Origin of the sequence: Thermosyntropha lipolytica DSM 11003 (genome assembly GCF_900129805.1) — a bacterium.
In the GTDB taxonomy this organism is placed as follows: domain Bacteria; phylum Bacillota; class Syntrophomonadia; order Syntrophomonadales; family Syntrophomonadaceae; genus Thermosyntropha; species Thermosyntropha lipolytica.
Genome location: NZ_FQWY01000002.1, coordinates 1 through 26,709, shown reverse-complemented (window position 1 = coordinate 26,709; position 26,709 = coordinate 1). Strand labels below are relative to the sequence as shown.

General features: G+C 43.5%; 28 protein-coding genes and 1 pseudogene. 26 read left to right on the top strand and 3 right to left on the bottom strand.

Translation table 11 applies throughout. The annotated features are described in order from the left end of the window. Positions 1-9: 9 nt before the first annotated feature. The 21 genes from purH to BUB92_RS00045 all read left to right on the top strand — a co-directional run bounded on the left by purH (position 10) and on the right by BUB92_RS00045 (position 19,462). Positions 10-1,530 (top strand): bifunctional phosphoribosylaminoimidazolecarboxamide formyltransferase/IMP cyclohydrolase, encoded by a 1,521-nt coding sequence (gene purH, locus BUB92_RS00145; protein ID WP_073088749.1) that lies wholly within the window; start codon positions 10-12, stop codon positions 1,528-1,530. Positions 1,531-1,541: 11 nt separating this feature from the next. Then, complete coding sequence (purD, locus tag BUB92_RS00140) at positions 1,542-2,837, top strand: phosphoribosylamine--glycine ligase (protein ID WP_073088747.1); 1,296 nt, start codon at positions 1,542-1,544, stop codon at positions 2,835-2,837. Next, entirely contained in the window at positions 2,834-3,373 is a 540-nt protein-coding gene (locus BUB92_RS00135; RefSeq protein ID WP_073088745.1) for a hypothetical protein, read from the top strand. Before purD ends, BUB92_RS00135 begins: the two co-directional genes overlap by 4 nt. 36 nt (positions 3,374-3,409) lie before the next feature. After that, positions 3,410-4,072 (top strand): HD domain-containing protein, encoded by a 663-nt coding sequence (locus tag BUB92_RS00130; protein WP_073088744.1) that lies wholly within the window; start codon positions 3,410-3,412, stop codon positions 4,070-4,072. Positions 4,073-4,098: 26 nt separating this feature from the next. Further along, positions 4,099-4,410, top strand: coding sequence for a YerC/YecD family TrpR-related protein (locus BUB92_RS00125; RefSeq protein WP_073088742.1), 312 nt, complete (start codon positions 4,099-4,101; stop codon positions 4,408-4,410). Further along, positions 4,400-5,551 (top strand): ATP phosphoribosyltransferase regulatory subunit, encoded by a 1,152-nt coding sequence (gene hisZ, locus BUB92_RS00120; protein ID WP_073088741.1) that lies wholly within the window; start codon positions 4,400-4,402, stop codon positions 5,549-5,551. The genes BUB92_RS00125 and hisZ overlap by 11 nt, the downstream gene beginning before the upstream one ends. Before the next feature lie 21 nt (positions 5,552-5,572). Further along, entirely contained in the window at positions 5,573-6,229 is a 657-nt protein-coding gene (hisG, locus tag BUB92_RS00115; RefSeq protein ID WP_073088739.1) for an ATP phosphoribosyltransferase, read from the top strand. After that, positions 6,229-7,524, top strand: coding sequence for a histidinol dehydrogenase (gene hisD, locus BUB92_RS00110; RefSeq protein ID WP_084728228.1), 1,296 nt, complete (start codon positions 6,229-6,231; stop codon positions 7,522-7,524). Before hisG ends, hisD begins: the two co-directional genes overlap by 1 nt. Next, positions 7,520-8,113: an imidazoleglycerol-phosphate dehydratase HisB gene (gene hisB, locus BUB92_RS00105; protein WP_479725426.1), complete on the top strand. Its 594-nt coding sequence runs from the start codon at positions 7,520-7,522 to the stop codon at positions 8,111-8,113. The genes hisD and hisB overlap by 5 nt, the downstream gene beginning before the upstream one ends. Before the next feature lie 25 nt (positions 8,114-8,138). Next, the gene (gene hisH / locus BUB92_RS00100) at positions 8,139-8,744 is read left to right on the top strand and encodes an imidazole glycerol phosphate synthase subunit HisH (RefSeq protein ID WP_073088736.1); all 606 of its coding nucleotides are present in this window, start codon (positions 8,139-8,141) and stop codon (positions 8,742-8,744) included. A gap of 1 nt (position 8,745) precedes the next feature. After that, the gene (gene hisA / locus BUB92_RS00095) at positions 8,746-9,486 is read left to right on the top strand and encodes a 1-(5-phosphoribosyl)-5-[(5-phosphoribosylamino)methylideneamino]imidazole-4-carboxamide isomerase (RefSeq protein ID WP_073088735.1); all 741 of its coding nucleotides are present in this window, start codon (positions 8,746-8,748) and stop codon (positions 9,484-9,486) included. An 11-nt stretch (positions 9,487-9,497) separates the two neighbouring features. Further along, positions 9,498-10,259 (top strand): imidazole glycerol phosphate synthase subunit HisF, encoded by a 762-nt coding sequence (gene hisF / locus BUB92_RS00090; RefSeq protein WP_073088734.1) that lies wholly within the window; start codon positions 9,498-9,500, stop codon positions 10,257-10,259. Further along, a complete protein-coding gene (gene hisIE, locus BUB92_RS00085) occupies positions 10,253-10,903 on the top strand; it encodes a bifunctional phosphoribosyl-AMP cyclohydrolase/phosphoribosyl-ATP diphosphatase HisIE (protein WP_073088733.1) in 651 nt (216 codons plus the stop codon). The genes hisF and hisIE overlap by 7 nt, the downstream gene beginning before the upstream one ends. 141 nt (positions 10,904-11,044) lie before the next feature. After that, on the top strand, positions 11,045-12,382 hold the full coding sequence (spoIVB, locus tag BUB92_RS00080) for a SpoIVB peptidase (protein WP_073088924.1): 1,338 nt from the start codon (positions 11,045-11,047) through the stop codon (positions 12,380-12,382). A 227-nt stretch (positions 12,383-12,609) separates the two neighbouring features. Beyond that, positions 12,610-13,419: a sporulation transcription factor Spo0A gene (gene spo0A / locus BUB92_RS00075; protein WP_073088732.1), complete on the top strand. Its 810-nt coding sequence runs from the start codon at positions 12,610-12,612 to the stop codon at positions 13,417-13,419. 254 nt (positions 13,420-13,673) lie between these two features. Then, positions 13,674-14,795, top strand: a complete 1,122-nt coding sequence (steA, locus tag BUB92_RS00070) for a putative cytokinetic ring protein SteA (RefSeq protein WP_073088922.1) — start codon at positions 13,674-13,676, stop codon at positions 14,793-14,795. Between the two features lie 18 nt (positions 14,796-14,813). After that, positions 14,814-15,716, top strand: a complete 903-nt coding sequence (locus tag BUB92_RS00065) for a copper transporter (RefSeq protein WP_073088730.1) — start codon at positions 14,814-14,816, stop codon at positions 15,714-15,716. Beyond that, complete coding sequence (locus tag BUB92_RS00060; RefSeq protein WP_073088729.1) at positions 15,713-16,384, top strand: glycosyltransferase family 2 protein; 672 nt, start codon at positions 15,713-15,715, stop codon at positions 16,382-16,384. The genes BUB92_RS00065 and BUB92_RS00060 overlap by 4 nt, the downstream gene beginning before the upstream one ends. Before the next feature lie 2 nt (positions 16,385-16,386). Then, complete coding sequence (locus BUB92_RS00055) at positions 16,387-17,208, top strand: MraY family glycosyltransferase (protein ID WP_242938958.1); 822 nt, start codon at positions 16,387-16,389, stop codon at positions 17,206-17,208. A gap of 21 nt (positions 17,209-17,229) precedes the next feature. Next, on the top strand, positions 17,230-18,363 hold the full coding sequence (locus BUB92_RS00050; protein ID WP_073088919.1) for a M20/M25/M40 family metallo-hydrolase: 1,134 nt from the start codon (positions 17,230-17,232) through the stop codon (positions 18,361-18,363). A gap of 1 nt (position 18,364) precedes the next feature. Continuing rightward, on the top strand, positions 18,365-19,462 hold the full coding sequence (locus tag BUB92_RS00045; RefSeq protein WP_073088727.1) for a DUF3866 family protein: 1,098 nt from the start codon (positions 18,365-18,367) through the stop codon (positions 19,460-19,462). Here the strand turns inward: BUB92_RS00045 and BUB92_RS11900 are convergent. Further along, positions 19,454-19,585 (bottom strand): hypothetical protein, encoded by a 132-nt coding sequence (locus tag BUB92_RS11900; protein WP_278280478.1) that lies wholly within the window; start codon positions 19,583-19,585, stop codon positions 19,454-19,456. The genes BUB92_RS00045 and BUB92_RS11900 overlap by 9 nt on opposite strands. 65 nt (positions 19,586-19,650) lie before the next feature. Here BUB92_RS11900 and BUB92_RS00040 point away from each other — a divergent pair, with 65 nt between their 5' ends. The 5 genes from BUB92_RS00040 to BUB92_RS00020 all read left to right on the top strand — a co-directional run bounded on the left by BUB92_RS00040 (position 19,651) and on the right by BUB92_RS00020 (position 25,497). Next, positions 19,651-20,184, top strand: coding sequence for an NUDIX domain-containing protein (locus BUB92_RS00040; protein ID WP_073088726.1), 534 nt, complete (start codon positions 19,651-19,653; stop codon positions 20,182-20,184). Between the two features lie 20 nt (positions 20,185-20,204). Next, positions 20,205-21,383 (top strand): endonuclease Q family protein, encoded by a 1,179-nt coding sequence (locus BUB92_RS00035; RefSeq protein WP_073088724.1) that lies wholly within the window; start codon positions 20,205-20,207, stop codon positions 21,381-21,383. Then, a complete protein-coding gene (locus tag BUB92_RS00030) occupies positions 21,349-22,023 on the top strand; it encodes a hypothetical protein (RefSeq protein ID WP_073088722.1) in 675 nt (224 codons plus the stop codon). Before BUB92_RS00035 ends, BUB92_RS00030 begins: the two co-directional genes overlap by 35 nt. A 31-nt stretch (positions 22,024-22,054) precedes the next feature. Further along, on the top strand, positions 22,055-23,407 hold the full coding sequence (locus BUB92_RS00025) for a putative manganese-dependent inorganic diphosphatase (RefSeq protein WP_073088721.1): 1,353 nt from the start codon (positions 22,055-22,057) through the stop codon (positions 23,405-23,407). A 170-nt stretch (positions 23,408-23,577) separates the two neighbouring features. Then, positions 23,578-25,497 (top strand): AMP-dependent synthetase/ligase, encoded by a 1,920-nt coding sequence (locus tag BUB92_RS00020; RefSeq protein ID WP_073088719.1) that lies wholly within the window; start codon positions 23,578-23,580, stop codon positions 25,495-25,497. Positions 25,498-25,763: 266 nt separating this feature from the next. On the opposite strand, the gene BUB92_RS00015 is transcribed toward BUB92_RS00020, so the two are convergent. Both BUB92_RS00015 and BUB92_RS11985 read right to left on the bottom strand, forming a co-directional pair. Beyond that, a complete protein-coding gene (locus BUB92_RS00015) occupies positions 25,764-25,985 on the bottom strand; it encodes a transposase family protein (protein WP_278280482.1) in 222 nt (73 codons plus the stop codon). A gap of 500 nt (positions 25,986-26,485) precedes the next feature. Next, a pseudogene (locus tag BUB92_RS11985) lies at positions 26,486-26,709 on the bottom strand (transposase); the annotation flags it as partial.

Genomic DNA, 26,709 nt, shown 5'->3' with positions numbered 1-26,709 from the left:
GGAGTAAAGATGAAGCGCGCACTTATCAGTGTTGCAGATAAAAGCGGGGTAGTACCTTTTGCCAGAGGGCTTGAGGAGCTGGGCTATGAAATCATATCGACGGGAGGAACGCACAAACTGCTTGCAGAAGCCGGGATAAAGGTTACTAAAGTGTCGGAAATTACCGGCTTTCCCGAAATACTTGATGGCAGGGTGAAAACGCTGCATCCAGCTATTCACGGAGGTATTCTGGCTTTACGCAATGAGGAGCATTTGAGCCAGCTTAAGGCTAACAGGATAGGAACGATTGATATAGTAGCTGTCAATCTTTATCCTTTTCGTGAAACTATTGCCAGACCGGGGGTAAGTTTACAAGAGGCCATAGAAAATATCGATATAGGCGGACCGGCTATGATAAGGGCAGCCGCCAAGAATTATCAGGGGGTTATTGTTATTGTCAAACCGGTTTATTATGAGCAGGTTTTAGCTTTCCTGCGGGAAAAAGGTGATGTGGATCAGGAAACCAGGTTCAAGCTGGCGGTGGAAGCCTTCAGCCATACTGCTGCTTATGATAGCATGATAAGCCGCTATCTGGCAGGGCTGCAGGGGGAAGTTATGCCTGATAGTCTGGCCTGGGCGGGAGAAAAGGTATATGATTTGCGCTATGGAGAAAATCCCCACCAGAAGGCAGCTTTTTACCGGGATATAATGCCGGTAAGAGGGCTGGCTGATGCGGAAAAGCTGCATGGGAAAGAGCTTTCCTATAACAATATAATTGATGCGGAGGCTGCTTATCTCCTGGTGCAGGAATTTGCTGAACCGGCCTGTGCTATCATAAAACATACTAATCCCTGCGGAGTAGCCCTGGGAGAAAATGTGGGGGAAGCTTTTGCCAAGGCCCTGGCGGCCGACCCGGTATCGGCCTTTGGAGGTATTGTAGCTTTTAACCGGGTAGTAGATAGGGAAACGGCGCAAAAAGCAGCCGAGCTTTTTATGGAGGTAATAATAGCCCCCGGTTATGAAGAAGAGGCCCTTGCTTTTCTGCGCAGCAAGAAGAATTTGCGCATACTGCGACTGGAAAACGGGTTAAAGCCGAAACTTGCTTTAAGAACAATTATGGGAGGCTTTCTCCTCCAGGAGAGTGATAATGAAGAGCTCACCCCGGATAGTTTGCAGGTAGTAGCCGGGGAAAAACCGAAAGCAGAGGAAATGGAGGATCTTATTTTTGCCTGGAAGGTAGTTAAACATGTAAAGTCGAATGCCATTGTGGTGGCTAAAGACAGGGCGACGGTAGGCATTGGAGCCGGGCAGATGAACCGGGTGGGGGCAGCCCGCCTGGCTTTAGAACAGGGTAAGGAGAAATGCCGGGGAGCAGTTATGGCCTCTGATGCTTTCTTCCCCTTTAAAGATACGGTGGAGTTGGCCGCTTTTTATGGCATTAAGGCTATAATTCAGCCGGGCGGTTCTATGCGGGATGAGGAGAGCATAGCTGCCTGCCGTGAACATGGTATAAGCATGATATTTACAGGTATCAGGCATTTTAAACATTAGGAGGGAATCGGGTGGGTAAAAAAGTGCTGGTAGTAGGCCAGGGGGGAAGGGAACATGCCCTGGTTTGGAAGCTTTCATTGAGTCCGCAGGTAGAGAAGATATATGCTGCTCCCGGCAATCCGGGAATAGGACAGATAGCGGAATGTGTAGATATAGGAGCTGAGGATATAGATAAGCTGGCTGCTTTTGCCCGGGAAAAGGGGATAGACTTAACGGTGGTAGGACCGGAAGCCCCTTTAATGCAAGGAATAGCAGATATTTTTAAAGAGAAAGGGCTTTTGCTGTTTGGCCCCTCCCGGGCTGCTGCCAGGCTGGAGGGAAGCAAGGCTTTTACCAAAAACCTGCTTAAAAAATATGGTATCCCGACGGCTTCTTATGAGGTTTTTACCGATGCCGAGCAGGCATTGGATTGGGCAGAACACTATACTAACCAGGGGAAAAAAGTTGTCATAAAGGCTGATGGGCTGGCAGCGGGCAAAGGGGTAGTAATTGCCGAAACTTTTGCCCAGGCCCGGGAAGCGATAGAAGATATTATGATTAAAAAGACCTTAGGAAGTGCAGGGGATAAAGTAGTAATAGAAGAGTTTTTAGAGGGAGAAGAGGTTAGCGTTTTTGCTTTGAGTGACGGAGAGGATTTTGTTATTTTGGGGGCAGCCCAGGACCATAAACAGGTTTTTGACGGGGATAAAGGCCCTAATACAGGAGGTATGGGGGCTTATGTGAACCCACCGCTTTATGATGAAAAACTGGCAGTTAAGGTCAGGGAAAAGATTATTGCTCCGGTGATTGCGGCCATGAAGGAAGAAGGAACCCCTTATGCCGGCGTGCTTTATGCCGGGCTGATGGTGAGGGATGGCGAACCTAAGGTGCTGGAATTTAATGCCCGCTTTGGCGATCCGGAAGCTCAGGTTTTGCTCCCTATGATCAAAGATGATATTTATACCCTGCTGGAAAAAGTGGCCCGGGGTGAACTTGACGGCTATGTTCCACAGATGGAAGAAGGAAGCTGTATATGTGTAGTTCTGGCTTCCGGCGGTTATCCAGGCCCTTATGAAAAAGGGAAGGAGATAACTGGACTTAATAATATTTCTCCGGATACCCTCCTCTTTCATGCCGGGACGGCTTTAAAGGATGGGAAACTGGTTACCAATGGAGGCAGGGTGTTAAATGTGGTGTGCCGGGGGCAGAATATAGAGGAATGTATAGATAAAGTTTATAAAGAAGTAGCCAAGGTTTCTTTTGCCGGCATGCATTACCGGCGCGATATAGGATATAAAGCCTTAAAAAGGAAAGGTATGAAATCATGAGGCTTAGAGTTTATGGCCCATTAATTTTGCTTTTAGCGATAGTCCTTATGTTTTTTTCCGTGGCTTTGCGGGAATTTTTAAAGATTACTTTTATACTGGGCATGCCTTTTATATTTTTACTGGGATTCTGGTTTAAAAGGCCTAAATATTCGGCAGCCTGGTTTTTATCTCTGACAGGTCTAGTTTTAATTGCAGGTTTATATGGCTATATGCTGGTTAATCTGCCGGAAAAAATAGAGGTAAGGAAAATAATAATCGAAGGGGCTAATCTGGAAGCTGAAGGAAAATATGATCAGGCTATTGCCAGGTATAAAGAACTGGGCAGGTTAGGTAAAAAAGCCAAGATGGAAGAAAAAATAAGCCAGGCGGAAAAAGAGAAAAAAGCTTATCTTATTTTGCAAAAGGCGAAAGAGCTTATAAAAGAAGGACAAAAAGAGGAGGGCTTGTGTCTTTTAGACAGCATACCGGAAGGGACCCGTGCCTATCATGAAGCCCAGAGGATGAAACGGGAGTACCAGGATGATTCTTCCGGATAGGAAAAAGTCGACTTAAAGGAGGGCAACAGGGCGGGGATGGTAACGCTGGAAGATGTAAAGAAAAGCCAGGTCTTAAAACAGTATATGTTAAGCGGCAATGAATATATCGGCAATATAGGAGCTATTGAGCATAATATGAAACATGCTGAGTGGACGGCGGAGCTTTGCCGGGATATTTTACTCCAGGTGGGAGCAACGGAAAGAGAAGCTGAATTAGGAGCTATTGCTGGCTATCTTCATGATGCCGGCAATCTGGTGAACCGCTATGGACATGGTTTATCCGGAGCCATGATTGCTTTTTATGTACTTTTAGATTTAGGCATGGACTATGAAGAGATAGCTACTATTATGGGAGCTATAGGCAATCATGAAGAAAAGGCCAAAGGAAGCAGTGTAAACCGGGTGGCAGCTGCGCTCATTCTGGCTGATAAGTCTGATGTACACCGTTCCCGGGTAAGAAAGAGAGATAAATCTCTGTTTACGGCCCGTGACCGGGTAAATTATGCGGTAACCAGATCTACAATAAAAGTGGATAAGGAAAACCGACGCATTCTTTTGCTTATGCGCATAGACACCAGGGTTTGTTCAGTAATAGAATATTTTGAGATATTCTTAACCAAAATGCTCATGTGCCGCCGGGCTGCTGCTTATTTAGGATATGCATTTGCCCTTATCATAAATGACCATCAGCTTTTGTAAATTTTTCAAGGTTGGGAGGAGTAAGCTTGGTTTATTTCCCAAATTGGCGAGATGAAAAGACGGATTTGCTGGTGAAGGCTTTTTTATGCCTTAAGGATGAAGAAGATGTTTATCGCTTTTTGGAAGACTTATGTACGATAAGTGAAATCAAGGCGATGGCGCAAAGGCTGGAAGTGGCCCAGATGCTTATGGAAAACACCACTTACAATATGATTGCCAGGGAAACCGGGGCCAGTACGGCTACCATAAGCCGGGTTAAGAGATGTCTTGATTATGGAGCTGATGGCTACAGAAGGGTACTAAAAAGGCTGAAAGAGGAGATAAAACATGAAGAATAAGAAAATACCTAAAGGGCTAAGAGATCTCCTACCGGAGGAAGTACGGAAAAAAAGAATAATCGAAGCCAGGCTTATAAGCCTTTTTGCCAGCTATGGCTATAAAGAGGTTATAACCCCAACTTTTGAATATCTGGAGGTTATAGAAGCGGGAACCGGGAATATAAGGGAGGAGCTATTTCTTTTCCTGGACCGGGAAGGAGGGATCTTATCCCTGCGTCCGGAGATGACTGTATCTATTGCCAGGCTGGCTTCGATTCATCTGGCAGAAGAAAAGTTTCCCCAGCGCCTTTGTTATATAGCCAATGTGTTCCGGCATGTGCAGCCTCAGCTGGCCAGGTACCGGGAGTTCTGGCAGGCAGGCATTGAACTTTTAGGCGCTTCCGGCGTATGGGCAGATGTTGAAGTCATAAGTCTTGCGGTTAAGGCTTTAAAGGCCATAGGAGTTAAGGATTTTAAGGTAAGCATAAATCAGATAGGCATTTTTAACAGCTTACTCGAAGATGGCAGTTTAGATTATGAGGATCGGGTAAGGATAAGGGAACTTATCGAGAAAAAAGATCTGGTAGAGCTTACCCGCTTATTGGAAAGCATGGATATTGACGAAGGGCTTAAAGAAACCCTGGTTAAGATGCCGGTTTTACACGGAGGGCTGGAAATACTGGACCAGCTTCCCTATATAGAAAGAAATGCCAGGGCTTCGGCGGCTGCTTTAGATCTTATAGAAATATATGAGGCCCTCAAGCTGTGCGGAGTAATAGAAAATATCGTGGTAGATACAGGGGTTTTAAGAGGGCTTGATTATTATACCGGGATTGTTTTTGAAGGATATTCCCCTGATCTGGGTTATGGTTTGTTAGGAGGCGGACGTTATGACAACCTTCTGGGCAAGTTTGGCCTGGACCGTCCGGCTACTGGTTTTGCTATAGGGATAGACCGTTTGGCCCTTATTGTCGACGAGCCCTGTCCCACCTCTCCTGTTTACCTGGTAGGGGGGAGGGATATAGGCCAGGTAATGAAAAAGTGTGAAGAGCTCCGCCTGATGGGCTATGTAGTAGAAATGGATGTGGAGAGGAGAAGCCGGAATGAACTGGAAGAAAAAGCAGGAACTGTTCCCGGATGTCAGGTGGTTTATATAGATTAAATAGGTATGGAGGAAGCAGCTATGATGCAGGATTACCTAACTATTGCCTTGTCCAAAGGAACGCTTTTAAAGCCGACCCTGAAGCTTTTAGAAGAGGCCGGTATGCCGGTGGAAGGGGTGACGGAGGACAGCCGGGCTATGGTTTTTAATTTTGAGGAAGAAAAGATAAGATACATAATGTGCCGGCCTACCGATGTTCCCACTTATGTGGAACAGGGAGCAGCCGACCTCGGGATAGTAGGTAAAGATGTGATTGTAGAACAGGGAAAAGATGTGTATGAGCTTTTAGATTTAGGCTATGGCTACTGCCGTTTTGTGGTGGCTGTTCCCCGGGAAAAGGATAAGGTAAATTTGCGGGAACTCAATTATAAGCGGGCAGCTACCAAGTTTCCGGTGGTGGCGGAGAATTTTTTCCGCAGCCAGGGCTTGCAGGTGGAGATAATAAAACTGCACGGCAATGTAGAGCTGGCACCTATCATGGGGATTGCTGACATGATAGTAGATATAGTTTCTACCGGGAGAACCTTGCGGGAAAACAACCTGGTGGAACTGGTAAAGATAATGGATTCAACTACCCGCTTGATATGCAACCGGGTAAGTTATCGCACCAAATATGACCAGATTAGGCCCCTTCTGGAGTCTTTTGCCAAAATAATAGAGAAAGGTGGTAATAAGTGATGGAAGTAAGAAGATTTAAGGCGGGAAGTGAGGAACTTAAAAATTTCCTGCAATCGAATCTGGAAGATTTGAAAAAATATGAAGCAGGGGTAGCGCAAATAGGACAGGAGGTAAAAGAGAGGGGCGATCAGGCGGTATTTGATTTTACCCTAAAATTTGACAAAGCCCATATTACCCGGGAAAATTTCCGCGTAAGCCCGGAAGAAATCGAAGAAGCTTACAGCCTGGTAGATGAGGAATATATATATGCTTTAGAAGCTGCTATTGAAAACATAACGGCTTTTCATGAAAAACAGCTTAAAAATTCCTGGTGGGCTACGGATGAAAGAGGTAATATAACCGGACAGATATATCGTCCTCTGGAGAGGGTAGGTATATATGTTCCCGGAGGAACAGCTGCTTATCCTTCTTCCGTGCTTATGAATGCGATTCCTGCCCTGGTAGCAGGGGTGAAAGAGATTGTCATGGTAAGTCCTCCCGATGCTAAGGGGAAGATGAATCCTTATACTCTGGTAGCAGCTGCTGAGCTGGGGCTGGATGAAATATACAAAATGGGAGGAGCTCATGCTGTTTTTGCCCTGGCCTGGGGAACAGAAACCGTAAGAAAGGTAGATCTTATAAGCGGCCCTGGCAATATATATGTAACCCTGGCTAAGAAGATGGTTTATGGCGATGTTGATATAGACATGCTGGCTGGTCCCAGTGAGATCCTTATTGTAGCTGACAGCAAGGCTGATCCGGTCTATCTGGCAGCTGACATGATGTCCCAGGCGGAACATGATATTTTAGCCCGCAGCATCCTGGTAACTGACAGCAGTGAACTTATTGATAAGGTAGAAGAAGAGCTTAAGCGGCAGATAAAGCTTCTTTCCCGTAAGGAAATTATAGAAAAAGCTTTAAGCAGTTATGGAGCCCTGATCCTGGCTTCCAGTATGGATGAAGCCTGTGAAGTGGCCAATGAAGTAGCTCCTGAACATTTAGAGCTCATGGTTGAGAATCCTTTTGACTATTTAAGCAAGATTAAAAATGCCGGAGCGATATTTATGGGACAGTATACTCCGGAACCGGTGGGGGATTATTATGCCGGGCCTAACCACATCCTGCCTACGGGAGGGACGGCGAGGTTTTATTCTCCCGTAACCGTAGATACTTTTATGAAAAGTTCCAGTATAATTTATTATTCCCGTGCCGGAATTAAAGCTAGTGCTGATGACATAATAAAATTAGCAGAAGTAGAAGGGCTTACTGCCCATGCTAATGCGGTAAGGGTAAGAAAGGAGAGATTAAATGATTAAAGATAGCCGGGTAGCAGAAGTACAGCGCAAGACGGCGGAAACTGAGGTTCTGGTACAGCTGGATCTGGACGGTACCGGCAATCACCAGATTGATACGGAAATACCTTTTTTAAGCCATTTATTAACCCTTTTTTCGGTACACAGCCTCTGCAATCTCAAAGTCATGGCCAGGGGCGATATTGAGGTTGATGACCACCATTCGGTGGAAGACATAGGCATATGCCTGGGAGAAGCTCTGCGCAGGGCTCTGGGAGATAAGAGAGGTATAAACCGTTATGGAGAAGCTACGGTACCTATGGATGAGGCTCTGGTAAGGGTAGTGATTGATCTTTCCGGACGCTCTTATCTTGTTTATAATGTAGAATTTAAAAGGGACAGTATCGGCAATTTTGCCCTGGAGAATATAAAGGAATTTTTCCGGGCTCTTGCCAGTAATGCAGGTATGAATCTGCATATTGACCTTATCCGGGGTGAGAATGACCATCATATTGCTGAAGCTGTTTTTAAGGCTTTTGCCAGGGCTTTAAAGATAGCGATAGATTATGAACCCCGTATCGAAGGGGTATGGTCATCCAAAGGCAACCTGTAATAATCTGGTGGTGGAGGAGTCGGGTTTGATAACGGTAATCGATTATGGTATGGGCAATCTGGCCAGTGTTAAAAACGGTTTTAATAAATTAGGCTATAAGGTATTAATAACGGATAAGGCCGATGAGGTTTTAAAGGCAGAAAAGGTAGTGCTGCCGGGAGTAGGAGCTTTTGCTGATGCCGTTTCTAATCTGCAAAAACTAGGTTTAGATAAGGCTATAAAAGAAGTTATAGCTAAAGGAGTCCCTTTTTTAGGTATATGTTTGGGAATGCAGCTTTTGCTGAGTGCAAGCTATGAAGATGGTTTAAATGAAGGCCTTAATATAGTTAAAGGCAAGGTGATAAAGTTCACCTTGCCTCCTTCCTATAAAGTTCCGCATATGGGATGGAATGCTGTTAAGAAAAGTCAGCAAAGCCGGCTTTTTAAAGGAATTGCTGATAACAGTTATTTTTATTTTGTTCATTCCTATCATGCTATCCCGGAAGATGAGTCCTGGGTGGCAGGAAGAACGGAATATGGTATAACTTTTGTTTCGGCTCTGGAAAAGGATAATGTCTTTGCTACCCAGTTCCACCCGGAAAAATCAGGGGAAACAGGTTTAAAAATTTTGCGTAATTTTGGAGAGATGTGAGATGATTATATATCCGGCAATAGATATTAAAGAAGGTAAATGTGTCCGCCTGGTGCAGGGAAAGGCAGAAGAAAAAAAGGTTTATGCCTTAAATCCAGCAGAAGTAGCCCGGGATTTTGCGAGAAAAGGGGCTAAATATCTGCATATAGTAGATTTAGATGGTGCTTTTGCGGGAAGACCTCAAAACCAGAGAATAATAAGGGAGATCGCAGAAGCGGTAGCTATCCCTTTTCAGATAGGAGGCGGGCTTAGAACCGAAGAAGATATTGAAAATATTTTAAGCCTGGGGGCTGACCGGGTTATTATAGGCACCAAAGCTGTCAGCAGCCCTGATTTTGTGAAGCGGCTTTTAGACAGGTTTGGAGCGGAAAAGATTGTACTGGGCATTGATGCCCGTGATGGCATGGTAGCGGTGGCCGGCTGGCTAGAAACCGCAACTATAGAGGCGGTGCAGCTGGGAATCAGGATGCGGGATTTAGGGGTAAAGACAGCGATAGTAACTGATATATCACGCGATGGTATGCTGAAAGGGCCTAATCTCGCTTTTATAAAAGAGATGGCAGAGAAGACCGGGCTTAATATCATAGCTTCAGGTGGGGTTTCCAGCCTGGAGGATATAAGGGCTATAAAGGCGCTTGCGCCTTTAGGGGTAAAGGGAGCAGTAATAGGGAAAGCCTTGTATGAAGGCAGGATAAGTTTGGAAGCAGCTTTAAAAGAAGCAGAAGATACTGAGGAAAGCTGAGGGATTTTTATATGCTGGCCAAAAGGATAATTCCGTGTCTGGATGTACATGCGGGAAGGGTAGTAAAAGGGGTAAATTTTGTAAACTTAAGGGATGCCGGTGACCCGGTGGAATTAGCCTCTTTTTATGATAGGGAAGGGGCTGATGAACTGGTATTCCTGGATATAACTGCCTCCCATGAAGGGAGAAAAACGATGGTAGATGTAGTTATGCGCACCGCCCGGGAGGTTTTTATTCCTTTTGCCGTAGGTGGTGGGATAAGGAATATTGATGATATAAGGGAAATGTTAAAGGCTGGTGCCGACAAGGTATCAATAAATTCTGCCGCGGTAAGGGAACCGGGTATTATTACGGAAGGAGCCAGAAAATTCGGCAGCCAGTGTATAGTGGTAGCCATAGATGCCCGCAAAACCGGAGAAGAAAGATGGGAAGTATATATAAACGGGGGCAGGATACCTGCCGGCCTGGATGCGGTAGAATGGGCCAAAAAGGCAGAAAAGCTGGGGGCAGGCGAGATCCTTCTTACCAGCATGGATAAAGATGGAACTAAGGATGGGTATGACCTTGAACTTACCCGGGCCGTGAGCGATAGTGTAGGTATTCCGGTGATTGCTTCGGGAGGAGCAGGCAATCTAGAGCATCTGTATGAAGGATTGATAGAAGGCAGAGCCGATGCGGTTTTGTGTGCTTCTATTTTTCACTACCGGGAATATACCATAAAAGAGGCTAAAGATTATTTAAAAGCTAAAGGAGTGCCGATAAGATTATGCTAGATAATTTGCAATTTGACCAGAAGGGACTTATTCCTGCTATAATACAGGATTATAAAACAGGACAGGTTTTGATGATGGCTTATATGAATGAGGAAGCCTTAAAAAAAACTATAGAAACCGGTAAAACCTGGTTTTATTCCCGCAGCCGGCAGAAACTGTGGATGAAAGGGGAAGAGTCAGGCCATATCCAGGAGGTAAAAGAGATAAGTTATGACTGTGATGCCGATACTTTATTAATAAAAGTGGAGCAAACCGGTGTAGCCTGCCATACCGGGCATTACTCCTGTTTTTACCGGGATATAGAAGGAAGGGAAGTAGAGGAAAAAGTTTTTGACGAAGAAGTTATCTATGCGCCAGGCAAAGAAGGGCCTGCTATTCTGTTTGAACTTTACGAGATAATAAAGAGCAGGAAGGAGAATAGGCCGGAAGGCTCTTATACGGCTTATCTTTTCAACCAGGGAATCGATAAAATACTTAAAAAAGTGGGGGAAGAAACGGCGGAAGTTATAATTGCCGCCAAGAATCCAGATAAAGGAGAAACTGTTTACGAAATAGCTGATCTTATTTATCACCTTATGGTTTTGATGGTAGAAAAAGAGGTTGAGCTCAGTGATATATTTGCCGAGCTGAGAAAAAGGAGGTAAAAAATCAAGGGGATGGTTAATTTGTGTGATTTTAAAATGACACAAAGGAACCATCCCCTTGTGCTCTTAGTCTGTGTATACTTTCCCCAAGGGGAGGAAAAAATATGTAGTGCAGTGCGATTTTACAGGGGAGTGAAAGCTTTGAGCGGCGGATATAATCGCTGGCGTCCAGTTTTAGGTTTTATAATAGCTATCTTATTTTTGGCTTTATGTTTTACTCCGCAGATGCGGAGTATTTTGACTTTGCCTGACAGCACCAAATTGGTGGTAGGCGAAAAAAGGAGCATAAAAGTTGAGCTTCCTGCAAAAATCAGCAACCGGCTGGAAATGTTAATAAAAGAAGATTATGCAAGTGTTTTTGCTGAGCCTCAAGATGCTCCCGTGATGGTTAGAAAAAGTGCGACTGGTTATGAAATTTTAGCTTTAAAACCGGGCAGGGCGGAAGTTACCCTTAAGGTTTTAGGCTATGTTCCTGTAAAGACGATTGAGGTAGAGTCAGTTCCGGTTAAAAGGGTAGTTTTAGGGGGACATTCCATAGGGGTTTTACTTCAGTCTAACGGTATCATGGTGGTAGGTTTTGCTCCTATCATCACCGATGAAGGAGAGAAGATATCACCGGCTCGGGAACAGGGAGTGGAGATAGGTGATCTTATTATGGCAGTGGATGGATATGAAGTAAAAACCGAAAATGATCTGGCTCGCATTATAGATAGCAAAAAAGACGAAACCTTCAGTTTAAGGATAAAAAGAGAGGACAAGATTATCAGCCTACCGGTAAAGGGGTATTTTTGTCGGGAAACTGGTAGATACAGGATAGGGCTTTATGTACGAGATGGAGTAATAGGAGTAGGCACCTTAAGCTTCTGGGATCCCGAATCTAAAGTCTATGCCGCTCTGGGACATATAATAATTGATGCTGATACGAAACAGGGGATAGATGTATTAAAAGGAAAGATTATGAGTGCTTCCGTGCAGACTATAAAGCCGGGAAGACCGGGAAGGCCGGGGGAAAAAATTGGGGTTTTTGCTAGTGAAGGAGAAATTGCGGGCAACATTATAAAAAATACCCTTTTTGGAATTTATGGACAAACTGAAGGAGAAGTAAGAAATCCTCTATATGATTATGCTATAGAGGTAGGGTATGCTCATCAGGTAAAGAAGGGACCAGCAGAAATGTATACAGTGGTAAATGGGGACAGTATTGAAAAATTTGCGATTGAGATAGAAAAGGTTTATCCGGAGAGACAAAATGGTAAAGGTATGATTATCAGGGTTACGGATCCCCGGCTTTTAAGTTTAACCGGAGGCATAATTCAGGGCATGAGTGGAAGTCCTATTGTCCAGGATGGAAAAATAATCGGGGCAGTAACTCATGTTTTTCTGAATGATCCTACTCGCGGATATGGGGTATTTATGGATAATATGCTGGCTGAGCTGGAGGATTGCAGGAAGGAGAACAATAAAGTTTCGACAAATTGACCAGTTTATTTTAGCTACCAATATATGGTTATATGGAGAAACAAGGAAAATAAATAATTTTTTATATATAAGGATAGGGGAAGGGTTTGTATATTTATGTTATTGTCTGCAGGATTATCAATTAATTTGATAGAAAAAAAAAGCAGGAAATAGTTGGTGTATAGTCGAAAAAATTAAATAAATTAAAAAGGAATTTTATAAAGCGGGATGAGGGGGAATTGTGTCTTATGTTTAGCGAAAATAAGCCCATAAGAGTTTTGTTAGCCGATGACAATCGGGAGTTTTGCGGTATTTTGAGGGAATATTTTACCAATGAGGAGGATTTTGAGCTGGTCGGTATATGCAATAACGGGATGGAAGTTTTGGAAACCTTGCGTCAGGAAGAAGTAGAAGTCTTAATACTGGATCTCATTATGCCTTATGTTGATGGTATCGGTGTTTTGGAACAGATAGGGAATTTAAAACTGTCAAATCCTCCCAAAATAATAGTCCTCACTGCCTTTGGCCAGGAAAATATAACCCAGAAGGCGGTACAGCTGGGGGCAGATTATTATATTCTTAAACCTTTTAATTTACAGCTCCTGGGGGAAAGGGTAAAGGAAATAGTACGCAATACAGGACCGAAGCATGAAGCACGGAGAAATATGGCGGTGGAAACTTATTTTAAGCCGGTTTCTACCCAGAAGGATTTGGAAGTGGAAGTTACCAAGGTTATACATGAGATTGGAGTTCCTGCCCATGTGAAAGGCTATCAATATTTGCGGGAAGCGATTATGATGGTAGTGGAAGAGATAAATTATCTGGGAGCAGTAACCAAGGAATTATATCCTGCTATTGCGCAAAAATATGATACTACTCCCAGCCGGGTGGAGAGAGCTATAAGACATGCTATTGAACTGGCCTGGGACCGGGGCGATATTGAAAAAATAAATAAGTTTTTTGGCTATACTATAAATGGCGAAAAAGGTAAACCGACTAATTCTGAATTTATAGCCATCATTGCTGATCGCCTTCGCTTAGAAAATAAGGTTAGTTAAGCCCATCGGGTGCATAAAATTTAACTTGCTGATAAAATTGTTAAAACCGCCTGCCTTTTTGGCGGTTTTAAATTTTTGGGCAGGTAAAGGGAAAGAATAATCACCAGGAAGAAAAAATTGCTGTAGCTTTCCCGGGCGGAGAATATTTTTTGGTCCTGCTTATAGGGATATGTTATAATACTAATTTGAAGGATAATAATGCCAATAATAGTAAATGTCCAGGTATAAGATTTTATTTATCTATGGGGTGGCCTATGCTTATAAAAGGAAAAGCCAGATTGGATAGGCGTACGAAAAATCTGGTGAAAAGGCTGAGAAAAAATGAGATTGCGATTATAAATCATGATGATATAGATGAGGTAGCAGCCAATGCTCTGATTGATATAAAGCCGCAGGCTATCATTAATGCCTTGCCTTCTATAACCGGCCGTTATCCGGCACGAGGGGCTTATAAGATTTTAAAAGCCGGGATACCTATAATAGATGAAGTCGGAGAAGCGGTTTTTGAAGAAATAAAGGAAGGCTCTACCGTAATAATAAAAGATGATATGGTTTTCGTGGGAGACAGGATGGTTGCCCGGGGTAAAATCCTCACTTTAAAAGATGTGGAAGAGAAAATAAGAGAAGCTAATCAGAATATCAAAATTGAACTGGACAATTTTGTGGATAATACCCTGGAATATGCCAAAAAGGAAAAAGATATCCTGCTGGGAAATATCGAGGTTCCTGCCCTTAATACGGATATGCTGGGCAAACATGTGCTTATAGTAGTTAGAGGAAGCAGTTATAAAGAAGACCTGCGCACGATAAGTTTTTACATTCAGGAAGAAAGGCCGGTTTTGATTGGGGTGGATGGGGGAGCAGACGCTCTTCTGGAATTTGGTCTTAAGCCTGATATAATTGTAGGTGATATGGATAGTGTTTCCGATGAAGCTTTAAAAAGCGGAGCCGAAATAGTTGTACACGCTTATGCTGATGGCAGGGCTCCCGGGCTGGAAAGGGTAAAAAAAATGGGAATTGATGCTAAAATAATGGCTATGCCGGGGACCAGTGAGGATGTGGCCATGATACTGGCCTGGGAATATGGAGCCAGCCTTATTGTAGCTGTAGGTACCCATTCCAATATGATTGACTTTCTGGAAAAGGGGCGCAAAGGGATGGGAAGCACTTTTTTGGTGCGCTTGAAAGTTGGGTCTATCCTGGTAGATGCGAGAGGGGTAAGCCAGCTTTATAAACAGAGCCTTTCTTCCAAGTATTTGATGCAGCTTTTGATGGCAGCAATGGTCCCCATAACCATAATATTATGGGTTTCTCCGGCTACCAAGCCTTTTTTTCGTTTGCTTTGGCTTCAGCTTAAGCTGCTTTTCAATATTTAGTCTAAGGAGTAAGGTTTTATGGTAGATATAAGATATCATATTGCAACGATTATCGCTGTTTTTTTAGCTCTGGGATTAGGTATACTTATTGGCAGCACCATTAAAGGAGATGGCATTTTAGTTGACCAGCAGCAAAAGATTATCGACCGGCTGGAAAATGAATTTAAAGTATTAAGGGAAAGAGAAAATGTATTGCTTAAGCAGAATGAGAATAAAAACCGCATCATTGAAAACTATGAGAATTACAGCCGGACAGTTATGCCTTTTCTGGTAAAAGACCATCTAAAAGACTATAAACTGGCGGTGGTAGTTACAGGTACTGGTGATATACCGGCAGGTATGATAAATGCACTTAATTTAGCCGGGGCGGAAGTAAGTTCCAAAACGGTAGTTTTGGCCAATATAAAAATGGGCAATGCAAAAATCATTAAAAAGGTAATCGATTTTTATCATCTTCCAGCTGATACTTCACCAGATGTTTTAAGGCAGTATATAGCCGAAAGTGTGGCTCAGGCCGTAGTAAATAAGGCGACTCCTGAGGAAATAAAGTTTTTGCAGGAAAATGAGCTGGTAAAGTTTAATGGGGATTATACTAAACAGGTGAATGGCGTAATTCTGGTAGGAGGATGCAACAGTGTAGAAAATTATCTGGCCCCTGTTTTTGACCAGAGGCTTATTGAGGGTCTGCTGGCCGAAGGAGTAAAGGTGCTGGGGGTTGAGGTTTCTGATGTAGAGTATTCTTATATGCCTGATTATCAGAAGAATAATATAAGTACGGTGGATAATATAGATTTAAGTACAGGACAGATAGCCCTGGTTTTTGCTTTAGAAGGAGAAGCTGGACATTATGGGATTAAAGAAACGGCCGAAAAATTTATGCCTTCTCTCCCGGTTGATGCCCTGGGAGGTGAAAAAAGATGAGAATAACTGCGGTTATTCCTGCTTATAATGAAGGGGAACGCATCGGCGCAACCCTGGAAGGGGTAAAAAAGGTAAGGGAGATAAACCGTATTCTGGTAGTGAATGATGGATCTACTGATGATACGGCAGAAAAAGTCAAAAAGGCCGGGGTAGAGCTTCTGGATCTAGAGGTTAATCGGGGCAAAGGAGGGGCTATGAATGCTGCCTTACCTTATTTGCAGGATGCGGATATAGTAGTTTTTTTAGATGGGGATTTAGGTGAAACAGCAGCTGAAGCCTCCAAAATTATAAAACCGGTTATGGAAGGGGAGGCTGATCTATGTATTGCCGCTTTTGGCCCTCCGAGCAAAAAAGGAGGTTTTGGGTTGGTAAAAGGGACTGCAGCCTGGATTATAAAAAAAACCGGGAATCTGGAAGCCGTAGCTCCTTTAAGCGGGCAGAGGGCCATGACCAGAGAAGTCCTGGAGGCGGTTACTCCGTTTAAAGAGGCTTACGGGGTAGAACTGGGGATGACCCTGAGTGCTTTGCGCAAAGGGTTTCGAGTACTGGAGGTTCCTACTTCTATGCGCCATAATGAAACGGGAAGAGATATAAAAGGATTTATGCATAGAGGAAAACAGTTTATTGATGTGCTGAAGGTTATAAAAGATGAGCTGAGGAGGAAGTGATTTTGACTACATTTTACCTTATGCAGGTAATACCTTTGCTTTTAGGGGCTCTGGCCGAAGGGGCGGTGCTTTTTTTACTTCTTAATATGTTGAGGGAAACAGGGGCGACGGCCAAAAACTTTCAGGGGGTTGATATACCTGTAAGTGCAGGCTTATCTTTTCCTATGGCCCTTATCATAGTAGTGGTAATTTATGAGCTTTGGGGATGGTACGAAGATGCGTACCTTCTATTTATTTTTGGTGTGGTTGCTATTTCTTTTCTGGGTTTTATTGATGATCGCCTGGGAGGGCGCGATACTTTAGGGTTTAAAGGCCATTTTAGTGCTCTTTTTAAAGGAAGGCTTACTACGGGCGGGTTAAAGGCTCTGGGAGGAGGATTTATATCCTTATTTTTAGCTCTGGCTTTATCGAACGGCTGGTATGATATAATTATAAATACTTTAATAATTGCCCTTTTTACCAATTTGCTAAATCTTTTGGATTTAAGGCCGGGCCGTGCAGTTAAAGGGTTTTTGTTTTTAGGACTTATTATTGCTGCTTTAGCGCGCTGGCAGCTGAATTTTCTGCTCATTTTGCCGGTAGTTGGAGCAGTTATAGTTTATTTTCCGGTTGACCTTAAGGCCAGAGCTATGATGGGAGATGCCGGCTCCAATGTTTTGGGGCTGGTTTTAGGCTATTTATGTGTAACAAGTCTTGATTTCCCTTATCGTCTGGGGATTCTGGTTTTTCTGCTGGCAGTACACCTTTATACCGAAAAATATTCCCTTACCGAGACTATCGAGCACAGCAAGGTTTTAAAATGGCTGGATGATCTGGGAAGATAAAAGGTTGAGGAGGAAATAATGGTGCTTAACCAGAAAAGGCTGGTAGAGAAGTTCATAGAAATGGTCAGTATCAGCTCGGTTTCCCTTAAGGAGGGAGAGTTTAAGGAATTTCTGAAAAGGGAGAGCTTGAAGCGGGGCTTAGCTGTGGAAGAAGATGAAGCTGGGAAGATTATTGGAGGGAATGCAGGTAATTTGCTGGTTCGGGTGCCTGGCAATTTAGATCTGCCGCCGCTTCTTTTTTCTGCCCATATGGATACGGTAAAACCAGGAGAGGGCATAAAAGCGGTGGTGGAGGGAGAAATTATCCGCAGCCGGGGAGATACTATTTTAGGTTCTGATGATAAAGCAGCTATTGCCGTACTCTTTGAGGTTATAGATATTTTGCGCGAGGAAAACCGGCTTTATCCTCCCCTGGAGTTGTTGTTTACGGTGGCGGAGGAAGAAGGGCTTAAAGGAGCTAAAAATTTTGATTTTAGCCGGGTGCAGGCCAGGATAGCTTATGTACTTGATGCTGGGGGAGAGCCGGGAACGATTGTTATAAAGTCTCCCTGGCATCATGAAATAGAATATATGGTATATGGAAAGGCGGCCCATGCGGGAATAGACCCGGAAAATGGAGTCAATGCCATAAAAGCAGCAGCTGCTGCTCTTTGCAGGATGCCCTGTGGAAGGGTTGATGAGGAAACTACCTGCAATTTGGGCTTGATTGCAGGGGGCAAAGCCCGCAATATTGTGGCTGATTTTTGTCATATCAAAGGAGAGGCCAGGAGCCTCAGCCGGGAAAAGCTGCATAAGATTACGGAGGAGCTTACCAGTATATTTTTAAGGGAAGTGGAAAGGGAAGGAGCCCGGGGTGAGGTTAAAATTCAGGCTCTTTATCCGGGAGTAAAGCTGGATAAGGAGAGCGAGGTAGTTAAGATAGCGGCCCGGGCGTGTGCCAGGATAGGTATTGAGCCTGTATTTACCGGCACAGGGGGAGGAAGTGATGCTTCCATAATAAATGGAGCTGGTATCCCTTGTGCCAATCTGGGTATTGGCATGAAAAAGGTGCATACTACCGAAGAATATATTAAGATTGATGATCTGCTGACTGATGTGCGGCTTGTCCTTTCTATTATTGAAACTTATGTAGAGCTTAGGAAAGCAGGGAATTAATATGATAGAAATAAAAAAAGGGGTTATAAGGGAAGAACTATTTGCCCGTCCGGGCATTAAAGGATTCAAAGTTCTGGTAGGGGATAAAGAAGCAAAATGCATAGCTTACCCTGACCTGGTAGGAGAAGTGCGGATTGGAGATGAAGTGCTTTTAAATACTACGGCAGTTACTCTAAACCTGGGAACTGGAGGATATCATTACATTATGGCTAATTTAAGCCGCCCGGAAAAGAGTCTAAGTCCCGGGGGGCATATAATGAAATTAAGATATACCCCTATGCAGCTTAAGGTATTGAGTGTGGAAGAAGAAGCCAGCCCTTATCATGAAAAGCTTAAATACGGTGATAGCCTGGATAATACCCCGGTATTAGTTGCTACTCTGCATTCCATGTTAGCACCTCTTTGTTTGCAGCTGGCGCGGGAAGGATTTAAAATTGCCTATGTAATGACTGATGGTGCTGCCCTGCCTATATATTTCAGCCATACGGTAAGCTATCTTAAGGAAAAAAGGCTGCTATCAGGTACGGTTACGGTAGGCCATGCTTTTGGCGGCGATTTAGAGGCAGTCAATATATATTCCGGCCTCCTGGCGGCAAAAGAGGTGTTCAGGCCGGATGTTATTGTTGTCAGCATGGGCCCAGGCATAGTAGGGACCGGCACCAGATGGGGATTTACCGGCATTGAGCAGGGAGATATCCTGAATGCGGTAGAAGTTCTTCAGGGTCTGCCGGTATGTGTACCCCGCATAAGCTTTACTGATCCCCGTAGCCGGCATAAAGGGATAAGCCATCATACCTTGACCGTTATAAGCCGTGTCTGCCGGGCAAGGGCTCTTCTTCCTCTGCCGGTTATGGATGAAGATAAGATGTCCTATGTATTTGAACAGCTGAGATATGCTGGGTCGTGGGAACGCTACCAGGTTTGTCTGGAAGATGGTCATGATATACTGGAAATCCTTGAGCAGGCCGAAATAAATATAACTACTATGGGAAGAGGAGTAAAAGAAGAAAAAGAATTCTTCCTCGCCCTGGGAGCTTCGGCTGCTGCGGTTATAAAAATACTTAAAGGCCAGCCTTTAAACCGTGTGCAGCTAGTTTAGATGAAGCCTTATAAATTCTGCTAAAGTAGTATGGGGTGGATAGCCGGCAAACAAATAAGGCAGGTCTTTGATTTTACCCATATAGATTATTCCCTTTTTTTGTACGATTATATTTATATTCACCTTCATCACCTCATCATCAGTTTATGCATGGCTGGCAAAAATATGCAGGAGGTTAGTGGGATTTTATGTGGGAGGAAAAAACAGTAAAAAGGGAGACTATATTTAAAGGAAGGATTGTGCAGTTAAATGTGGATACAGTTCTCCTGCCTGATGGCAGGGAAAGTACCCGGGAGATTGTAAAACATAAAGAAGCAGTAGCCGTAGTGGCCCTGGATGAAAAGGGGAATATTTATATGGTGCGGCAGTACCGGAAGCCGGTAGAAAAAGTATTGCTGGAAATTCCGGCAGGAATACTGAATGATGAGGATGAAGAGCCCCTGGAGGCTGCTAAGAGGGAACTTAGGGAGGAAACCGGACTTATTGCTGCCAGCTGGGAAAAACTTGCCTCTTTTTATACTGCCCCAGGCTTTACGGATGAAAAGATTCATCTTTTTTTAGCCACCAGACTTAGCCAGGGTACGCAGCGACTGGATGAGGATGAGTTTGTGGAGGTAGAAGTTATTTCTTTGGCCCGGGCTTATGAAATGGTGCTTAAAGGGGAAATAAAAGATGCCAAGAGCATTATAGGCATCCAGTGGGCCAGGTTGCAAATAGGCTAGATAGCTGGGGAGGGCTTTTTGTGCTCTATTTTGGGGATTTACATATACACATAGGCTGGGCCGGGGGAAGGCCAGTTAAGATTACTGCTTCCCGCAAGCTTACTCTGCACCAGATTATATTTCATGATGCTGAAATTAAGGGGCTGGATATAGTAGGGATAGTAGATGCCGGAAGCCCGCTGGTTTTATCTGAGATAGAAGATATGCTGGCGCGGGGAGAACTTGAGGAGCATTCCCGGGGAGGTTTTATAGCGAAAAATGGAGTCATGCTGATTACCGGCTGTGAAGTGGAAACCGAAGAAGGGGCCCATGTGGTGATCTATCTTCCTTATCGGGAAAGCCTCTATCACTATCAGAAGTATATGCAAACCAGGATGAAGAACTTAAATCTTTCTACCCAGAAATGTACAGCTAATCTGGCGGAATTGATAGATCTTTCTCTTTTGCTTTCCGGATTTTTGTGTCCGGCTCATGCTTTTACTCCCCATAAAGGGATATACGGTATGGTTACGGATAGGATTTATAATCTGCTTAGAGAAGATATAAAACAGATAAAAGCTCTTGAGCTAGGGCTTAGTGCCGATACCGAAATGGCAGATATGATTGAGGAAACGCATCGTTTCGTTTTTTTATCTAATTCCGATGCTCATTCTTCAGCCAATGTAGGAAGAGAATATAATCTTTTTGCTATGCGGGGTTTGAATTTTAGCGAACTTTATATGTGCCTGGAAGAGAAAGAAGGGCGAAGGATAAAGGCTAATTATGGCATGGATCCCCGGCTGGGAAAATATCACCGCAGTTTTTGCCCGGATTGTAAAAAAATAGCTGATGCTCCTCCTCCGGTTTTAAAGTGTCCTTCCTGTGGAGGGGAGAAAAATTTAGTTAAAGGGGTATGGGATCGCATACAGGAGATAAAAGATTATGATATACCCCATCATCCGGTAGGGCGTCCTCCTTATAAATACCGGGTGCCGCTTAAGGAACTACCTGCCATAGGGAAAAAGACGGTGGAAAAACTTCTCTCTTTTTACGGGAGTGAAATAGAGATAATGGAAAAGGCTTCTATTGATGATATAGCAAGAGTGGCAGGAGAGAGAGTTGCCGAGGTAGTAAGGAAGATGAGAGAAGGGAAGCTTAATATTTTACCAGGAGGCGGAGGATATTATGGCAAAGTCGCCCCGGATAATAATGACGACTGATGCTAGCGGGGCTAAAGAAGCAGCCCGTGAAGGGATGCTGGTTATGATCGTGGATGTGATTGATATGTCAACTACCCTGGAAAGTGCCCTGGATGCAGGGGCTTATGCTGTTTTAGGTGCCAGCCCTGATTTTACCAGGGCGCCGGTTACGGTAGCTCCCGAAAAAATTGGCCAAGAGGCGGGAAGATTAGCCCGGGAAAGAAGCCGGGGGGTGATAATAGTAGCCGAACCGCGCACCGGCACGGAACAGGAACGTATTGCCCGCTGCAGCAAGGTTATCAAAGGGATAGAGAGCGAGAAAGGGGTTATTGAAGCCGTAATCCCCAATATAGGAGCGGAAACTCCCAAACTGGCAGACATGAAGGACAGAGTGGTAGTAGCAGTTACGGATACAGGTGGAGTAGCTTATGATGCAGCTTTTCTGGAAACCAGGCAGGTAATAACAGGTACGGTAGCCCGCACTCTTTATAAAAAAGGTATCGAACCTGCTTTATCCGCAGTAAAAAGGGCGGTGGATAATCTGCGTCCCAGCCATACAGGGATTGCGGTAGTTGCTGCCAGCAGAAATTCGCTGGAGGATGTTCTGGCTGCCCAGTTTATAGTCAATCTTCTGCTTACCGGGGTAGAAAGATGGAGATAAGGAGAAACTATCTTGAAGGAGGGGACATGCGATGAAGCCGGTATATGTAATAGGGCATAAAAATCCGGATATAGACTCCGTAGCTGCTGCCATAAGCTATAAAGTTTATAAACAGGCTACTGATGAAGGGATATATGTAGCAGCGGCAGCTGGTGAATTAAGTGAGGATATAGTTTCTTTACTGCATGAACTGGAATTTGAAATGCCTCTAGTTTTGGAAAATGTTTATACTACGGCTGAAGATTTGCTGGAAGATAAAGATATTATATATGCTACGGCTGATATGAGTATAATTGAACTCGGCAATATCATGCGCCGGTATAATATAAAGACTATGCCGGTTTTAGATGAAGACCGCAAGTTTTTGGGACTTTTGACTATTGGCGATCTGGCGATGATTTTTATGGACAATTTAGGTGGAGGCCGGGATATAGAGGAAAGTCCCCGTATTTTGAGGGAAATATTTAATTATAAAGTGGCGGATATTATGAAAACCAGGGATCTGGTGCTTTTTGAAAAAGATGAACCGGTAGGCGAAGTGCGAAAAATGATGCTTTCTACCCGCTACCGCAATTATCCGGTAGTTGATGAAAATAACTATTTTTTGGGCATGGTATCCAGGCATAATCTGCTGGCCATGAAAAGGAAAAAGCTTATTCTGGTTGACCACAATGAACGTAAACAGGCGGTAAACGGCATTGAAGAAGCCGAAGTTCTGGAAATAGTTGACCATCACCGGATTGGCGATGTGGAGACGATTTCCCCTATCTATTTCCGCAATGAACCGGTAGGCTCGACCTGTACTTTAATTGGCAGTATGTTTTTGGAAAGCCGGATGCATATAACGAATAAACTGGCTGCGCTTATGCTGTCAGGAATTTTATCTGATACCATGATTTTCAAGTCTCCTACTACTACGGAAAAAGACCGGCAGGTAGCCAGAAAGCTGGGAGAATTTTCCGGGCTTGACCTTCTGGAGTGGGGAAAAAAGATATTTAACAACAGCGATCATCTGGAACGTTTGAGTGATGAAGAACTGCTGAATGAAGATTTAAAGGAGTATAAAAGCGGGAATACAGTTTTTGCTATATCCCAGGTAGAAACTCTGGATTTAGAAAAGCTGGCTGAGCGCAAAAAAGGTTTAATAAAGGCTATGCAGGAGATATGCCATAAGCGCAACTATGCTTTTATGTGTTTAATGGTTACCGATATTATGGAAGAGGCGACAGAGCTCATAATAAGCGGAGAGAAAAGTTTTCTGGTCGAACAGGCTTTTGGCAATAAAAGGGAGGATGGGAGTATATTCCTGAAAGGGGTAATGTCGCGTAAAAAACAGGTAGTTCCCGTTTTATATGAAGCTTTGCGCAAGGCCAATATAATTTAAGATGATTTTATGGTATAACAGCTGGACTCCGAACAGCTGTTATATTTTTTATTGCTATATAGAAAATAACATAGTAAAATATTTATATAAATAAATATTTTAAAAAACAAAATTATGCATCGTAATATGATGCGTAATTTTTAAAGAGAGTAAAAAGGGAGGGCAATGTGATGTACCGAAAAAATCTTACCATGAGTCAGGCTTTTTACAACACGGTGAACAGTTTTCCGGAGCGTACGGCGCAAGTGTTTAATCCTGATTTGTATGGAGGGGATAATGGAGGTAAATTTACCTGGAAGGAAATGGCGGAAAGGGTAGAGCTTATCGGCTGCGGCTTATTGAGCCTGGGGCTGGCTAAAGGTGAACGGGTAGCTTTGATGGCTCGAAACAGTCCGTACTGGACTCATGCCGATGTAGCAGTCATAAACTGCGGAGCAGTACTGGTTACTGTTTATCCTACCCTTTCCCGGCAGGAAGTGGAATATATCGTAAATGACTCGGAGAGCAGGTATCTTTTTGTAGGTGATGAAAACATACTAAACCGTATTCTTCCCGGCCTTTTTTCCATGCCTACCTTGCAGAAGATAATCATGCTCCAGATGAATTATAAGAGCAGTCATCCCATGGTAATGAGTCTGGGTGAGCTGGTGGAACTGGGACGGAAAAATTTTAAGGCTAAGAAAAAAGAATATGATGAGCGCTGGCAGAATAACAAGATGGAGGACTGGGCTACTATTCTTTATACTTCAGGGACGACCGGACAGGGAAAAGGAGCTATATTAAGCCACTGGAGCTTTTCTTCCCGTATGGACGGCACTTACGATTATTTTAATAAAAGCGGACATCCTCTGGATGAAAATGATACGGTATTATCGTTCCTGCCTTTATCCCACATTTTTGACCGGGGATGTTCCCAGTGGACGGCTATATGGGTTGGCGCTACCATTGCTTATGCGGACAGTCCGGCTACTCTGCTGGAAGATATGAAAAAGTATAATCCTACCTGGTTCAGCTGTGTTCCCCGCCTTTATGAACGCATATATATGCAGTTTCAGCAGCAGCTGGCAGCAAGTCCTGTGAAGAAAAAGCTTTTTGATTGGGCCTTAAAAGTAGGAGAAGAAGCGCTGAAATACCGTATGGATGAATATGGGCGCTATAATATGACCTGGGAGTTTGACTTAAAATCCCGGCTTCCTTTCGGTTTAAGGATAAAGTATAGTATAGCAGATAAGCTTTTTGCCAAGGTGAGGGCACTTTTTGGCAATCGGATGCGTTTTGCTTTTTCTGCCAGTGCCGGTATTGCACCAGACCTTTTGAAGTTTTTCTATACGGTAGGAGTACCGGTTATGGAAGGGTATGGGCTTACGGAGACTACTTCGGCTGTTGCTTATAATCCTATGCGGGCAGCCAAACCAGGTACCGTAGGTCCGGAAGCCTGTGGTTCGCGGATAAGGCTGGCTCCGGACGGGGAGATAGAAGTCAGTGGAGCAGGTGTTTTTGTAGGCTATCTTAATAAACCGGAAGAGACGAAAGAAGCGTTTACTGAAGATGGCTGGTTTAAAACTGGGGATATTGGGGTAATTGATGAGAACGGCTATTACCGGATTGTGGACCGCAAGAAATCTATTATATGTCTGGCTATCGGCAAAAATGTAGCTCCGCTCAAAATTGAAGGACTGTTTGCTACCAGCATAGCTGTAGAACAGGTTTTCATAGTCGGAGATGAGCGCAATTATATAACTGCCTTGATTGTTCCTAATTTTGCTTACTTTATGGAACTGTTTGACCGTGAGGGTATAAGCTATGACAAAGAAAAAGTGGTGTTTTCTGAAATCAATGGAGCGCAGATCTGTGTAGAAGTAGGAGAAGATTTCATAAATCAGCCCCTGTTGCAGGATATGATAGACAAAACCGTTAAACAGGTTAACAGCCAGCTGGAAGAATTCGAGGTTATCAAGCAGTATACTATAATCAGGAGGCGTTTTACCGAAGAAAACGGAGAACTTACTCCTACTCAGAAAACTAAAAAGCGCGTTATCCTCCAGCATTATGCAGATGTGATTGAGAATATGTACAAGCAGAAAAAATGATGTTATTATCAGGGCAGATTTTTTTAAGACGGCCTGGTTAAAAATACCGGGCCGTCTTTTTATTTTGGTTCTTTGTCAATAGTTGGGGTAGCAGGTGTTAGTGGTCAAATACCTGCTACCTTTTTTGTACTTTCTACCATGTCGTAAATACAATTAGGGAACACTTTGTAAAATGCTTTCCCGGAAGCAAGCAATAGATACTATATTTTTGGATACTATATTTTTGCGGCCTGGTTTTGAAACAGGCAAATAAACCTTTAACCCACTTAAAACCGGTGCAATGACCTTTGATATTTGCCGATAAAATCGGCTGTTTCATAAAATTTTTTGTCACATTTGATGCATTTATAGCGGCGTTTGCGGTATAACAAATGTAAGGGTTTATTTAAATAAGGAATATCTTTTATGCGTTGATACCGGTAATCATGAATTTTTTTAGTCTCTGTTTTACACACCGGGCACTTATGAGGACTTACTGGTTTAGAAATACTTATCTCATAATAGTTATCGTACTGCTTGACATCATCGATGTTTACAAAATAAAAGCCTGAAAGCCCACGACTTTAGTCGCTGGGATGAAAGGCTTAAAAGGTTTAGACACGAGCCTAAAGCTATCGCAAATACAACGTCAGTTGTATAGATAGCGAAAGTCTTGTGGAAGTAGATCAGTTGCTAGAAGCAGAAGTCTACCTACACAAGAACCTGTCGACTTTAGTCGCACAGAGTGTCAGATCTTTTAAAAAAAGCAAATTTTTGTTAAACTGAAATTGCATTGGGAAGAATACTTCCTTTATGAGTGGTTTTGGTTGTTTTTATTAACAGGTATTCGACCCAATGCTTTTTATTTTCCTTCTCCTACCCCAACATTTATTATAGAACCCTTTTTTACATGCGAGATAATATGTAAAATATACCAAAAGCCAAAATTTGAAAATAAAAAAACACCGTATACTGGTGTTGCCGGGGGGAGTTCTTTCTGTTTTCTTTTCCAGGTGGCTAACTTCTTTAAATTCATGCAGGCAAACAGAAGCGTGAGGTAATCTCCTACTTTCCTCAAGCCTCTTAAATTTGTATATCTCATGCCATGTTTCTCTTTGGCATCCGCAAATACCCGTTCGATGGTTTCTCCGCGTTTTTGGTATAATTCTTTACCGTATTCGGTATGCCTTACATCTTCTGCTATTTCCACGTATTCTTCCCATATATGCCTCA

Bases quoted from the DNA above. Each gene is read 5' to 3' on its own strand.
- hisIE (WP_073088733.1), top strand. From the start codon at position 10,253: ATGCTAGATAATTTGCAATTTGACCAGAAGGGACTTATTCCTGCTATA.
- BUB92_RS00065 (WP_073088730.1), top strand. From the start codon at position 14,814: ATGGTAGATATAAGATATCATATTGCAACGATTATCGCTGTTTTTTTA.
- hisZ (WP_073088741.1), top strand. From the start codon at position 4,400: ATGAAGAATAAGAAAATACCTAAAGGGCTAAGAGATCTCCTACCGGAG.
- BUB92_RS00020 (WP_073088719.1), top strand. From the start codon at position 23,578: ATGTACCGAAAAAATCTTACCATGAGTCAGGCTTTTTACAACACGGTG.
- BUB92_RS00130 (WP_073088744.1), top strand. From the start codon at position 3,410: ATGGTAACGCTGGAAGATGTAAAGAAAAGCCAGGTCTTAAAACAGTAT.
- BUB92_RS00030 (WP_073088722.1), top strand. From the start codon at position 21,349: ATGGCAAAGTCGCCCCGGATAATAATGACGACTGATGCTAGCGGGGCT.
- BUB92_RS00060 (WP_073088729.1), top strand. From the start codon at position 15,713: ATGAGAATAACTGCGGTTATTCCTGCTTATAATGAAGGGGAACGCATC.
- hisG (WP_073088739.1), top strand. From the start codon at position 5,573: ATGATGCAGGATTACCTAACTATTGCCTTGTCCAAAGGAACGCTTTTA.
- steA (WP_073088922.1), top strand. From the start codon at position 13,674: ATGCTTATAAAAGGAAAAGCCAGATTGGATAGGCGTACGAAAAATCTG.
- BUB92_RS00025 (WP_073088721.1), top strand. From the start codon at position 22,055: ATGAAGCCGGTATATGTAATAGGGCATAAAAATCCGGATATAGACTCC.
- BUB92_RS00040 (WP_073088726.1), top strand. From the start codon at position 19,651: ATGTGGGAGGAAAAAACAGTAAAAAGGGAGACTATATTTAAAGGAAGG.
- BUB92_RS00045 (WP_073088727.1), top strand. From the start codon at position 18,365: ATGATAGAAATAAAAAAAGGGGTTATAAGGGAAGAACTATTTGCCCGT.
- hisD (WP_084728228.1), top strand. From the start codon at position 6,229: ATGGAAGTAAGAAGATTTAAGGCGGGAAGTGAGGAACTTAAAAATTTC.
- hisA (WP_073088735.1), top strand. From the start codon at position 8,746: ATGATTATATATCCGGCAATAGATATTAAAGAAGGTAAATGTGTCCGC.
- BUB92_RS00135 (WP_073088745.1), top strand. From the start codon at position 2,834: ATGAGGCTTAGAGTTTATGGCCCATTAATTTTGCTTTTAGCGATAGTC.
- purH (WP_073088749.1), top strand. From the start codon at position 10: ATGAAGCGCGCACTTATCAGTGTTGCAGATAAAAGCGGGGTAGTACCT.
- spo0A (WP_073088732.1), top strand. From the start codon at position 12,610: ATGTTTAGCGAAAATAAGCCCATAAGAGTTTTGTTAGCCGATGACAAT.
- hisF (WP_073088734.1), top strand. From the start codon at position 9,498: ATGCTGGCCAAAAGGATAATTCCGTGTCTGGATGTACATGCGGGAAGG.